Here is a 13,020-nt window from a genome sequence, read left to right on the forward strand (position 1 = left end):
GCGCCCGGTCAGTCCACCCGTTCCGACTCGTGCCATCCGGCGTGCAGCGCCCGGTACTCCTCCGCCGTCGCCTTCGGCACATACGTCCCGGGCCCGTACATCGCCCTGGCGAGACGAGCCCGCACCCGCTGCCGCACCGTGAACCTGCGCGCCACCCCGTTGTCGTCGACGCGCGGCCCCAACTCGTAGGCGGCGGGCTGCTCGTGCGCGTTCAGCGTGTACAGCTCGGCCCGGGTGAGCGGCTCGTGGACCTCGATGTACTCGCCGTGCGGCAGCCGCTTGATGATGCCGGACTCGCGGCCGTGCAGCGCCTTCTCCCGGTCGCGGCGCTGCAGCCCGTTGCAGATCCGCCGGGTGACGACGAAGGCGAGGACAGGCGCCACGAAGAACCCGATCCGGACCGTCCAGGTGATGGCGTTGATGGACAGCCGCAGATGGGTCGCCACGATGTCGTTGCCGCCGCCGATCAGCAGGACGGCGTACAGCACCAGCCAGGCCACGCCGAGGCCGGTCCTGACCGGGTGGTTGCGCGGCCGCTGGCTGACGTGGTGCTCGCGCCGGTCGCCGGTGACCCAGGCCTCCAGGAACGGGTAGACCGCGATCAGCATCATGATCAGCGGGAACAGCGAGAACGGGATGATCACGCCGAGGGCGAGGGTGTGCCCCCAGGCGTTGATCTCCCATCCCGGCATCACCCGGATCAGCCCCTCGGAGAAGCCCAGGTACCAGTCGGGCTGGGCGCCGGTGGTGACGAGATCCGTGCGGTACGGCCCGAAGGCCCACACCGGGTTGATGGTCGCGACGGCACCCATCAGCGCGAGCACACCGAAGACGAGGAAGAAGAAGCCGCCCGCCTTCGCCATGTAGATCGGCATGAAGGGGGCACCGACGACGTTCTTCTCGCTGCGTCCCGGGCCCGCGAACTGGGTGTGCTTGTGGTAGAAGACCAGGATCAGATGGGCCGCGACCAGGCCCAGCATGATGCCCGGCAGCAGCAGGATGTGGACGGGGTAGAGCCGGGCGATGAAGTCGTCGCCGGGGAAGTCGCCGCCGAAGAGGAAGTACGCCAGGTACGTGCCCACGACCGGCACCGACAGGATCGCGCCGTGCGCGAACTTCAGGCCGGTTCCGGAGAGCAGGTCGTCGGGGAGCGAGTAGCCGGTCAGTCCGGTGACGATGCCGAGCATCAGCAGGGTCCAGCCGAACAGCCAGTTGACCTCGCGCGGCTTGCGGAACGCGCCTGTGAAGAACACCCGCATCATGTGCGCGAGCATCGCGGCGACGAAGACGAGCGCGGCCCAGTGGTGGATCTGGCGGATCAGCAGGCCGCCGCGCACTTCCATACTGATGTGCAGGGTCGAGTCGTACGCCTTGGAGACGAGGATGCCCCTGAGCGGTTCGTAGCTGCCGTTGTAGACGACCTCGGCCGCGGTGGGTTTGAAGAAGAACGTCAGGTACGTGCCGGTGAGGATGAGGATGATGAAGCTGTACAGGCAGATCTCGCCGAACATGTACGACCAGTGGTCGGGAAACACCTTCCGCATCTGGGACTTGGCCAGCTGGTAGATACCGAGCCGGCCGTCCGCCCAGTCCGCGAGGCGTTCACCGCTCTTCGGCGGTGGCTCCCGTCGCGCGCTGCTCTCGCTCATGCGACCCCCCTCAGGACCGTTGAGGCACAGCCAGAGTAGAGCCGGGCACGGGGCCTTCGACAGTGGTCAGCGCGGGGTCGCGTTGTGCAGTCTGATGCCGCTGAAACCCAGGGTGCTGGCGGTGACCGCGTCCCAGTATGTCCAGAGGTCGTTGACGAACCGCAGCTGAATATCTGCCCCTTGATGGAGCGTCAGCAGATCGCCGACGGGTTCGGCGGGACCGAGGGGCCGCACGGTGTCCCGCGCGACCCAGGCGTGCGGCACGGGTTCCCCGAAGGGGACGAAGCGGTCGGCGGGCAGCCGGTAGGCGTAGACGCGGGCGGTGCGCATCCGCTCGGCCCAGCCGTACTCGATCACGTGCACCCGCTCCTCGGGGGCGGCTCCGAACACGGCACGCCGGTCGGCCTCCGTGGTGGCCGCGGTGACCCAGGCCAGGGCGCGGGGGCACTGCCGCGGGAACCAGTAGGCGGGCGCCTGGACGGCGTCGACCGCCCAGACGTAGGGCTCGGCCTCGCGCGCGGTGGCGGCGACGTGCGGGCGGAACTCGGTGATCGCCGGGTCCTCGGAGAAGTGCAGCACCTCGCCCGGGCCCGGCCTCACTGCCGCTCCCCCATCCGCTCCATGGCGGCCTCCACCGTCTGGGTGTGCGCCCAGGCTGCCTTGGTCGCCGCGTCCGGGTCGCGGCGGGCGATCGCGTCGGCCAGGTCCTCGTGGGCGCAGGCGCCGGGGAGCTCCGGCGCCCAGCTCGGGCGCAGCGAGGCGATGCTGTCCCGTACGGCCTCGACGAGGGATTCGTACAGCTCGGTCATCAGCGGGTTGCCGCCGGCGGTGACGATGGCGCGGTGGAACTCCAGGTCGCTGTCGACGTAGGCGGCCGCGTCGCCGCTGTCCTGGGCGCGGCGCCGGGCGAGGAGGGCGGACAGGATGCGGGCCAGGTCGTCCTCGCCGCGGTGGACGGCGGCGGCCGGTGCCGCCTCCCGCTCGATGGCCAGGCGCACCTGGAGCACGTGCTTCAGCTCGGCCCGGCGCAGCCGGCGCTGGAGCGCGGCGTTGAGGTCGCTGGCCGCGCGGACGTACGTACCGTCGCCGCGACGCGCCTCGAGGAGGCCGGTGTGGCACAGCGCGCGCACCGCCTCGCGCACGGTGTTGCGCCCCACTCCGAGCGCCTCGACGAGCTGCCCCTCGGCCGGGATGCGGTCGCCGACGGCCCATTCGCCGCTCTCGATGGAGCGCTCGATGCGTCCGATGGTCCGCTGGACCAGGGTCGGCTGTGCTGCTTCGGACAAGGTGGCGGCCTCTCTCGCTCTTTTCCGTGAACGCAGGTTCTCACCTCACGCACCTCGGCCAAATATCCCATATCTAGGTCGCACATCTTGTTGGTTTTGACCTATAATGCACTATTTGCGGCTCGATAACGCGGAAACATGGGATGTTACGTTGGTGCGCATGCCGCAGACTGCCGACCAGACAACCGCCACCGCATCCGCGACCCCGGCCACCGACAACCCCGCACCGCCCGTCGCGGGACTGCTCGCCGCGGGCATCCTGCTGATCGCCATGAATCTGCGGCCGGGCGTCGTCGCGGTCTCGCCCGAGCTGGACGCGATACGCGCCTCCACGGGCCTGAGCGGTTCCATGGCGGGCCTGCTGACCACCCTGCCGATCCTGTGCTTCGGGATCCTCGCCCCCTTCGCCGCGAAGCTGGCCCGCCGGATCGGCATGACGCGGGCGCTCGGCGCGATGATGATGCTGCTCACGGCGGGCATCGCCCTGCGCCTCGCACCCGGGCTGCCCGCCCTGTTCGCCGGGACGGCCCTGATCGGTGCGGCGATCTCGCTCTCCAACGTCCTGGTGCCGAGCATCATCAAGCGCCATTTCCACCGGCACACCGGCCTGATGATGGGCCTGTACTCGGTCGCCCTGTTCTGCGGCGCCGCCCTCGCCGCCGGGGTCACGGTGCCGCTGGGCGACGCGCTCGGGCTCGGCTGGCGCGGCGCGATCGGCGTCTGGGCCGTCCTGTCCGCCCTCGCCCTGCTGCTGTGGGTGCCGCAACTGCGCCGCCCCGACGTCCCGCCCGCGGCGGCGGCCACGGCGTCCACCGCCCGTACGCCCCTGCGGCGTTCACCACTGGCCTGGCAGGTCACCCTCACCATGGGTCTGCAGTCGCTCCAGTACTACGCGTGCGCCGCCTGGATCCCCGCGATGCTCACCAGTGAGGGCATGTCGACCGCGGAAGCGGGCTGGATGCTGTCCCTGATGAGCCTCGTCGGCATCGCCGGCTCGCTCGCCTTCACCGCGCTCGTGGGGCGCCTGCGCAACCAGGTCCCGTTCGCCGTCGTCGGCACGCTCCTCTTCCTCGGCTCCCTCATCGGCCTGATCGTGGCGCCGGTCGGCGGCGCGTACGCGTGGATGCTGATGCAGGGCTTCGGCTCGGGCCTGCTGATCAGCACGGCGCTCGCGGTGATCGTGCTGCGCTCCCCCGACGCCGCGCGGGCCGCGGAGATGTCCGGCATGGCGCAGGGCGTCGGCTATCTCCTCGCGGCGGCCGGTCCGTTCCTGCTGGGCGCGCTGCACGACGCGACCGGCGGCTGGACGGTGCCGCTGACGCTGCTCGCGGTGCTGTGCGTGCCGATGGGCATCGCCGGAGTGGGCGCCGGCCGGGTCCGCCACCTCGACGCCTGACCGCCGAGGGCCGCGCGAGCGCCACGTGGAGGGGGCTTTGCCGCTGCTCCCACCGTGCGGGGGATAGGATTTGCGGCCAGGGTTCCGCAGGAGCCGTGCACGCACAGGTGTGGCCGGTGAGGCTCGATTTCGGGGGTGCGCCGATGGAGTTCGACGTGAGGACCGGCCCGTGGGGCATGAGCCGGGTGCCGCGGTGACGCCCGTGGAGGGGCCCGCCTCCGGCGGTGCTCCGGCGCCCGCCGCCGCCAAGCCCCCGCTGCCGATCCGCTACCCGGACGCCTCGCGGCCGAACCCGGGCCGCCGCCGGCCCGCCTCGGCCGCACGCGCGAAGTCCGGCGGGGGCGCGGCCCCGGCGTCCGTACCGCCGCCGGCTCCCGCGCCGGAGAGCGACGACGCGCCCGCCGGCCCCCTCGACGCGGCGCCGGAACCCGATCCGGTCAGCCCTTTCGACGCCCGGCCCGAGCCCACGACGACTGACGCCGCGTCAGCACCCGTACGGCCCGCACCGGCACAGCCGGACACGGCGACGATCACGTTCTCGACGCAGGCACTCGCACCGCCGGTGGACGCCGAGCCGACGCCCGTACCGTCACCCGACCCCTCAGCCGCCCCTCCCACACCTCCCGGACAGCCCCCGGCGCCCGTGCCCCACAGCGCGGTACCCGCGGTGCGCCCGCGCACGGCCGCCCCCGCGGTCCCCTTCCCCGCGCCCGAATCCGTGCCCACCGTCGATCCGCGGCTGACGCAGGCCGTCGGTCGGCCCGTGCACGGGGACTCCGTGGCGCGGCGGACCGGACAGTCGATCCGGCGGCTCGCCGCGCCCAAGGCGCAGGCGGGCGGCGCGGAGGCGCGTCTCGCACGGGAGTTGCAGGTGCCTCTCACGTCGGGGCGGGTCGTCGCCGTGACCTCGATCCGCGGCGGAGTCGGCAAGACGACGACAGCCGCGCTGGTCGCCAGGACGCTCCAGCGCGAACGGCAGGACCCGGTCCTCGCCCTGGAGGCGGACGCCGCGCTCGGCACGCTCGCCGTGCGGCTCGGCGCGCCGACGGTGCGCTGGTCCATCACGGAGCTGGCGCAGATCCTGACGCCGGAGATGCATCTGCTCGACATCACCGGGTATCTGGTGCCGCTGCCGGACGGCGGCTGGCTGCTGCCCGCGAGCCAGGGCCGGGTGGGTCCCCCGCTGGACATCCCCACGTACCGCACCGTGACGCTGGCCCTGCGCCGCCACTTCGCGGTGACCGTCGCGGACTGCGAGACGCTGCCCGGCGAGGTCGCGCGGACCGCGATGGACACCGCGCACGCCCGTGTCGTCGTCGCGCCGATGACGGTCGAGGGCGTCGGCGGCACCCGGGTGGTGCTCGACTGGCTGTCCGGGCTGCCGCACTCCGCGCTGTCCTCCACGGTCGTGGCGCTCACCTCGGGCACGCCCGACCAGAACCTCGATCTCGGCACCGCCATGGGACACCTGCGGGAGACCGGCGTCGGGGTGGTCCACCTGCCCTACGACCGCCACCTCGCCGCAGGCGGCCCGATCCGCGAGGAACTGCTCTCCACGGCGACCCGCCGGGCGACCGCCCAACTCGCCGCCGAGGCGCTCCACCGGGCGGCACGGGCCCGGTGACCACCCCGCGTCCGCTGCCCCCGCAGAGCCTCGTCACGTCTCACACTTCGGCGCGGGCCAGCAGCCGGGCGGCGGTCTGCGCGAAGGCCCGGACAGTGCGCGGGCGCAGCCGGCCGAGCCCGGGAAACCCGGGGTCCACGAACGCCGTATCGAACAGCACCTGGATCAACTGATCCTTTCTGACTCCGAGTCGATGCGCGAGGACAGCGAGGTCCAGGCCCGATGAGGGTGCCGACGAGCCGATGACGAGCACCAGTGCCTCCTCCACCAGTTCCTCGTGGCCGCGCGCCCGCAGCTCGGTCAGGAGCTGTCCGCTCCACTCCGAGGCGGCCGCTCCGTACATGCAGCACATGACGAGCGAGTCGGTCAGCTCCAGGACGGGTTCGACCCACTCTCCGAGGCGGCGCGCGCCCCAGTCGGTGAGCACCGCCGAGTAGTGCGGTGCGGCGGCGCCGACAAGACGCGCGTACTCCTGGGCGTGCGTGGGGCTCGGGGTGAAGTGCCCGACGCGGTGGGCGACGACCTCGAGGCCGGTCGGCAGCCGGGTGGTGAGGGCGCTGACCGCGTCGTACGAGGCGCCCGGGGGCAGCGACCCGGCATCCCGGAACGTCGCGGGGTTGCGGCCGCCGGGCAGGTAGGTGGCGAGGGCGCCGGCCTCCGGGGCGCCGTCGAGGGCGAGCACCGGGCGGCGGCGCACGGCCGCGATCAGGGAGCCGAGCGTGATGGTGGCCGTGGAGCGGCCGCTGTACGGATGCGCGCCGATGAGGGTGATCCGCGGCCCGTGGCCGAGCGGGATGCGCAGGGCCGCGATGAGTTCGTCGTCCTTCGCCGTGCCGAAGCCGCGCCACATGTTGCGCAGTCCGGGCCCGCGCGGCCGGTCACCGGTCCCCTGCTGGGGGGCCTCGCCGGGCTGCGGTTCCTCCAGCGGTACGCGCACCAGCGGCAGGTCGGCGTGGACGACTCCGCTGCTGTCGCTGAGGGTGAGGTAGCGGGCCAGCAGGTCGGCGACGTCGCCCGCGCGGGGCCTGTTCTCCGGATCGTCGTCGAGGCAGCGCCCGATGACGCGGCGCAGCGACTCCCAGGTGTCGCCCTGCCACAGCTCCATGTCGGTCGACAGGCCGGGGCGGTTCAGGCGCGGCCTGCTGCCGATGAGCTGGAGCAGTTCGCCGAGCGCGCGGATGTTGTCGGCCCGGGCGTGCGGCCGGCCGGCGCCGTGGTGCTCGCCGTCGATGACGCAGTCCGACAGGTCGCACAGGATCACCGACCGACGGCGCACCAGGACGTTCTCGGGGTTCAACCGCTGGGGGACCACGCCGTTGAGGTGGCAGATGCTCAGCGCGCTGGCCAGTTGGTGGCTGACGGCGAGGCTCTGGAGCAGGTCGAAGGGCGGGTGGCCGTCCTCCAGGGCCCGGCCGAACACCTCGCTCAGCCGGGGCGGCTGAGCGCCGGGCGCGTCGTCGTCGGCGAACAGTTCCATGGCGAGCCACGGTGGTTGCGCGTCGAGTCCGGTGGCGAGTAGTCGCGGCGCGTGCCGTCCGGCGAGCCGGCGCAGCGCCTCCGACTCGGCGCGCAGCAGCCGGTCGGCGTCCGGCCGTGCGTCGGGGCGCGAGGTGCGCACGACGAGATGGCCGCCCTCTTCGTCGCGGGCGAGGTAGGCGATGGTGCGGCGGCCCCGGCGCCGGCCGAGGAGTTCGTACGGGCCGATACGGCCGGGGTCGTCGCCGGTCAGCGCGGACCAGTCGTCGGTGGTGCCGGTAGCCCGGTCGGACAGGTCCCCGGCGCCGGTCTCCGCGAGTCGTCGGGCGCCCACACCGAACCGCCGCAGCAGTCGCTGCTCCACGGTGCTGAACGCGCGATGCGCGGCGGGGATCACGGCGATGCCGTCGGGCTGGACGAGCCAGGCGGGGAAGTCGGCGTTGCGTCCGGCGAGTTGTTCGAGCTGGCTGCCGATGCGGCGGCCGGTGCGCAGGAGTTCGGCGTGCGGCACCGAGTCCAGGAGGACCTGCCGGGCCTCCTCGGTGAACTCGAAGACGCGGTGCTTGGGGAGCGGGTCGGACACAGGGGCCGGGTGCGGCCGGACCAGCCCGCCGAGGAACACCTCGGCCAGATGGGAGGTCCTGGCGTGCCACGGCACGGCCTGCTGCACGAGGTGCATGACGGGGACGGAGACGGGGGCGACCGCCGCGAGATGGGCGGCGAGCCGGTACGCCTCGGGGGTCGCCGAGTCGCGGAAGTGCTGGACGCTCTCCCTGTCCTGCGCGCCGGGGTGTCCGCCGGAACCCGCCGGCGACAGGAGCGGCAGTTCGACGGTGGTGCCGGGCGAGGCGAGCAGCGCCGCCCAGTCGGCGAGGGATTCGGCGGTGGGTTCGAGGACCGGTACGGGGACGTCGTCGAACGGGGCCAGGTCGCGGGGCAGGATCCGGTCGGTGACGATCCACGAGGTGTTGGCGCCACCGATCCGCCGCGTGGTGGCCTGCCAGCGCTCGGCGCGGATCCCGGACGACTCCCACAGAGGCGGCGGCAGGGTGTGCAGAAGAGCGACGGGGCCGCGCCGGGCCCAGGTGGCGAGGGTGCGGTGCAGGGCGCCGCTGCGCCAGGCGGCGCCCATGCCGTCGCTGACGGCGAGGACGAGGGTGCGTCCCGAAAGGTCGAGCAGGGAGGCCGGGGACACGGTGGGGCTGCGCCGGGCGAACGGTCTGGTGTGCAGCCGGGGCGAGGTGGCCGACCTGCTGTCGAGGCCGAGGACACGCACGGAGGCGAAGGCGCCGAGGCGCAGCATCAGTGTCTTCAGCTCGGCGGTGATCTTGTGCCACAGCAGCATGGAAACACCGTCGTCGACGACGAGGACGAGGCTGAGCCAGCGCTCGCGCGCGGGCCGCAGTACGACGTCGGGCAGCAGCGTCTCGGCGAGCGCGGCGGCGGTGCGGGCCTCGTCGATCTCCATGCGGTGTCGGCTCGGGTGCCGACGGCGCAGCGGGCGAAGAGCGCGGCCCACCGCGAGCTCGTCAAGGAACGCGCCGCTCTCCGGGATGCGCAGCGGGCGGGCCCTGCGCTGTTCATCGGTCCGTCCGCCGAAGGTCCGGGTGCGGCGGGGCGGCAGCAGGTCGGGAGTGGGCAACGGCCGTGCGGCGGCGAACAGTTCACGCTCGGCGTGCGGTGCGGGTGCGGTGGCCGGCCCGCTCTCGGGCACGCTCGGCACGACCGGAACGGGCGGGGCGGCCTGCCGGTCGGGTTCCTCGGCGGGCGGGGGCGCGACGTGCCGGCGCAGCGGTGCCTGCTCGGCCGGCAGGCGGCCGGCGAGCCAGAGCACGTCGAGTGCCTGCTGCACGTCGAGGTCGACGCCGGCTCCGGACAGTACGCGCAGCGCCTCCGCAAGCCGGTCGCCGAGCACCGGGTTCTCAGTCACCGCGGCACACCGTCAGACCGTGCCGGTCAGCTGATGGAGCACGGCGTCGAGCAGGCCGCGGGCGTCGATGTCGACGCCGCCACCGCGCAGGAACACCGCGTTCAGGAGCTGGTCGGTGGCGAGTTCGTGGGCGGCGCGCCGGTCCAGGAACTGGCGCAGGATCTCCTCGGCCGACTCGAGGGCGCCGGGTCCGAGGTGAGCCTCGACGATGGCGCGCAGGCGGTCCTCGTCGGGGACGGGCAGGTCGAGGCGGATGCAGCGGCGCAGGAAGGCGGGCGGGAAGTCCCGTTCGCCGTTGCTGGTGATGACGACGACCGGGAACTCCGCGCACTGCACCTGCCCATGACGGACCGTCACGGTCTCGCGGTGGTCGGCGGTGTGCACCTCGACGCTCTCGATGTCCTCAGGGAGCCGGACCAGTTCGGGGATCTCGAAGACGCCGTCCTCGAAGACGGTCAAGAGGTCGTTGGGCAGGTCCACGTCGCCCTTGTCCATCTCGTCGATGAGCAGTGCCCGCGGCCGCCGCCCCGGCACGAGCGCGGTGCCCAGCGGACCGAGCCGGATGAACGTACCGATGGAGGGTTCCGCCTCGCCCCGGTCCCGGCTGAGCGTCGTCTCGCGCAGCCGGCCGATGGCGTCGTACTGGTAGAGCGCGTCCTGGACCGACGAGCGGCTGTTGACGGGCCAGCGCAGCAGTTCCCCCAGGCCGAGTTCGGCGCTGACGGCGTAGGCGAGGGACGACTTGCCGGTGCCCGCGGGGCCGGTGACGAGGAGCGGCCTGCGCAGGTGCAGGGCCGCGTTCACGACATCGGCGTGCTCCTTGCTGATCAGGTACGGCAGGGGCGTGGCGCCCGACGGTTCGCCGCTCTCGGGGGTGAAACGGCGCCACGGCGGGGCGGGCGGCAGGGTGACGGTGCGCTGTGAGCCGTCGCCGCGGAACAGCCGCCAGTCTGCATCGGGTTGCGTGCTCATGGGTGGGGTGATCCTCTCGCGGTGTCATTCGGACGCGGTGGCATACGGACACAGACGTACGAGGGTGGGCGAAGGTTGACCCCGGGGTCCCCCGGCCCCCGGCTCCCCCGACTTCATTCCCTGTCCCGTCGTGGTCTCACCCCGGCCCCTCGCCCGGTTCGGACAGATGCAGCCGCGGCATCGTGCGATCGGCATCGGCCCAGGCGAGGACCGGGCGGCCCGGGTGGTCGGCGGGGGTGCTGACGGTCTTGGCCCGGTAGGCGCGCACGCCGTCGGGCAGGTCGCGGGTCTCGACGCAGTCGATCTGTTCCAGGGCGTGCGAGCCGTGCCCGGGCCCCCGGTCCCACACCACGACCGGGACGCCGACGGCGAGACACACCTGGACGATCTCGTCGCGGACCGTGTCGGAGACGTCGACACAGACCCGTACGGCGTCGGTCTCGTCCATCAGCCGGCCGTAGATCTTGCGCTTGTCCAGGCCGTCGCCGCTGAATCTGAGGGTGGTGCCCTGGTCGAGCCGCTGCCAGCGGCGGCGCCACTCGGGCAGGAACCGCTCGTGTTTGCGGAGCAGTTCGGGGCAGTGCACGACGAGCGGGAACTCGGCACCGAGCACTCCGGGCACCAGGTCGTCGGGGCCGCTGCCCTCCCATTCGTCGACCGGCAGATTGAGCCCGGCCCGGTCCACGAGCGCCTCCACCATGGGGCGCCGGTCGTCGGTGCCGGAGAGGTCCAGCGACTCCAGGACGTGCAGCAGTTCGCGGGCCGCCTCGGCGCCGGTGTACGAGGCGGTGGAGTCGGTGGACAGCTGGCGCGGGCCCGCGCCCTCGTCGTACCAGGTGCGCAGCCGGAACCGCTCGCGGCCGGCCTGTGTGATCTCCACGAGGAGCCGCGCCCGGTCGGAGCGGCTCCGCAGTTCCACGGCCCATTCCTCGCCGTCCGCCCGACGCTCCAGGAGGGCCGCGCGCGGAATGCCGAGGCGGGTGGCGACAGCGCCGGTCCACAGCCGCAGGCCGACCTGTTCGGTGGGGCTGTAGGTGGCGGCCAGGTATTCGACGACCCGGAGCAGGCCGGGCACCCGCGGTTCGCCCTCGGCGGACCGGCTGTCGCCGTCGAGCGGTTCGAGCTGGTCGACGAGGGCGTCGAGGGTGCCGCCGTCGAGGCGTCCGGCGGCCTTGGGCAGGGCTCCGCGCACGGCCTCGCCCAGCCGGCGGGCCGCCTGAGGACCGAGCGTCAGCAGGTGGCGGTGGAGCTGGGTGTGCTCACGCTCGGACAGCAGCCGGGGCCCCGGCGCCATCCGGCCCGCGTCGAGGGCCTCGTCGGCGGCCCGCGGATCGCGGCGGCGCAGGGTGTGGCTGAAGGCGGCCAGGGCGCGAGGGGAGGTGAGCAGGAAGCCGACGAACTGAGCGACGGTGGGCGCCGTGATGGTGCTGCGCGGCACCATGCCGCAGGTGCGGGCGAGGTCGACGGCGGCCCCGAGCCGGGTCTCGGGTGAGGGGAAGGTGCTGTTCAGCGCGTCGGTGAGGAGGATGAACGCGGTGTCGTGCGGATCCGGCTCCGCCTCGGGCCGGGTGTCGATGGCGCCCACGGCCCGCAGTTCGCTCTCGATCCGCTGCCAGGGGATGGCCCAGCTGCGCCGACTGTCCGAGTGCAGGAAGGCCGCGGCGACCAGGCCGGTCCAGGCGGAGTGCCCCTCCGCCCACAGCGGGCCGCCGCTGTAGGCGGGGCCGATGGCCATGCCGGTCGGCGCACCGTCGACCCAGCCGAACCGGCCGTCGTAGGAGGTCACACAGCCGTCGGCGAAGGTGGCTCCGTGCGCGCCGCCGTGCCAGGCGCGGACTGCCTGGCCCTGCTCCATCGCCCGGCGCCGTGGCGGCTTCGGCAGCTGCCGTCCGTCGGTGTCGAGGCGCAGCACAGCGAGGTCGCCGAGCCAGTCGGGGTCCACGCCGGGGCGTACCGGGCCGCCGTCGTCCGTACGGCGCGGCGGGATCCAGTAGGCGACGTGGGCCTCGTACATCTGCCAGGAGCCGGTGAGCAGCCCGATCCTGACCGACCGGTGGCCCGGCGAAGAGACCTCGAACTGGGGCCGCTCCAAGGCGTCGTTGACGACGTGCGCGCAGGTGAGCACCAGGTGCGGGGCGAGCAGGACACCGGCGCCGACGGCCTTGTCGCCCTGGACCGCCTTGACCGCGACCTTGGCGTGGTGCGCGCCCCGAACGGACGCTCCGTCGTCCGGCAGGAACCAGCTCATGGGTCAGCCCGACGACGGTGCGGGTGCCCAGGTCGCGGTCACGTTCAGATGGGCCTGTCCGGTGGCTCCGACGATACCCAGCTTGAGGTCGCCGCCGATCTGGAGGCCGAAGCTGACGCTGATCTCCGAAGGTGGCACGGGCGTGCCGGTGACGACGCCGTGCACCTCTTCGATGAGTGTGCCGAGCGGGCGCAGCGCCTGGTGCAGGGCGCCGGTGGCCAGCGCGGCCACGGCCTGCCCGCCCCGCGAGACGGCCACCGCCGCTCCCATGCCGTCGGGCAGGTCGGGGGCGTCCGGGTCCGGCGTCCGGCCGCCGACCGCGACGACGGTCGGTTCGGCGAGCAGGAAGCGGACCGGTGTGCCGTCCTCAAGTTCCAGGGTCGGCAATTCCGTTGAGGGAGCCATGCGCCTCATTGTGCCGACAGGGGACGGTGCCGGG

Annotated in this window: 9 protein-coding genes; 2 read left to right on the forward strand and 7 right to left on the reverse strand. The window is 73.2% G+C overall.

Annotated elements, in window-relative coordinates:
- Positions 1-8: 8 nt before the first annotated feature.
- The 3 genes from qcrB to ABT127_RS05385 all read right to left on the reverse strand — a co-directional run bounded on the left by qcrB (position 9) and on the right by ABT127_RS05385 (position 2,935).
- Positions 9-1,649, reverse strand: coding sequence for a cytochrome bc1 complex cytochrome b subunit (gene qcrB, locus ABT127_RS05375; protein ID WP_351444807.1), 1,641 nt, complete (start codon positions 1,647-1,649; stop codon positions 9-11).
- A 66-nt stretch (positions 1,650-1,715) separates the two neighbouring features.
- The gene (locus ABT127_RS05380) at positions 1,716-2,249 is read right to left on the reverse strand and encodes a DUF6886 family protein (protein WP_351444809.1); all 534 of its coding nucleotides are present in this window, start codon (positions 2,247-2,249) and stop codon (positions 1,716-1,718) included.
- Positions 2,246-2,935 (reverse strand): FadR/GntR family transcriptional regulator, encoded by a 690-nt coding sequence (locus ABT127_RS05385; protein WP_351444810.1) that lies wholly within the window; start codon positions 2,933-2,935, stop codon positions 2,246-2,248. Before ABT127_RS05385 ends, ABT127_RS05380 begins: the two co-directional genes overlap by 4 nt.
- 160 nt (positions 2,936-3,095) lie before the next feature.
- Between ABT127_RS05385 and ABT127_RS05390 the strand changes: the two genes are divergently transcribed.
- Positions 3,096-4,331: a CynX/NimT family MFS transporter gene (locus ABT127_RS05390; RefSeq protein WP_351444812.1), complete on the forward strand. Its 1,236-nt coding sequence runs from the start codon at positions 3,096-3,098 to the stop codon at positions 4,329-4,331.
- Between the two features lie 169 nt (positions 4,332-4,500).
- Positions 4,501-5,955 (forward strand): CpaE/TadZ family protein, encoded by a 1,455-nt coding sequence (locus ABT127_RS05395; protein WP_351444813.1) that lies wholly within the window; start codon positions 4,501-4,503, stop codon positions 5,953-5,955.
- A gap of 40 nt (positions 5,956-5,995) precedes the next feature.
- Here the strand turns inward: ABT127_RS05395 and ABT127_RS05400 are convergent, their stop codons facing one another.
- The 4 genes from ABT127_RS05400 to ABT127_RS05415 form a co-directional block, all read right to left on the reverse strand.
- A complete protein-coding gene (locus ABT127_RS05400; protein WP_351444815.1) occupies positions 5,996-9,361 on the reverse strand; it encodes an SAV_2336 N-terminal domain-related protein in 3,366 nt (1,121 codons plus the stop codon).
- Between the two features lie 12 nt (positions 9,362-9,373).
- Positions 9,374-10,333 carry an AAA family ATPase gene (locus ABT127_RS05405; protein WP_351444817.1) on the reverse strand — a complete coding sequence of 320 codons (960 nt, stop codon included), beginning with the start codon at positions 10,331-10,333 and terminating at the stop codon, positions 9,374-9,376.
- Positions 10,334-10,469: 136 nt separating this feature from the next.
- Positions 10,470-12,581 (reverse strand): VMAP-C domain-containing protein, encoded by a 2,112-nt coding sequence (locus ABT127_RS05410; protein ID WP_351444819.1) that lies wholly within the window; start codon positions 12,579-12,581, stop codon positions 10,470-10,472.
- A 3-nt stretch (positions 12,582-12,584) separates the two neighbouring features.
- Positions 12,585-12,986 (reverse strand): CU044_2847 family protein, encoded by a 402-nt coding sequence (locus ABT127_RS05415; RefSeq protein ID WP_351444821.1) that lies wholly within the window; start codon positions 12,984-12,986, stop codon positions 12,585-12,587.
- Positions 12,987-13,020: the final 34 nt, after the last annotated feature.

Origin of the sequence: Streptomyces sp. NPDC001904 (genome assembly GCF_040297005.1) — a bacterium.
Taxonomy (GTDB): Bacteria; Actinomycetota; Actinomycetes; order Streptomycetales; family Streptomycetaceae; genus Streptomyces.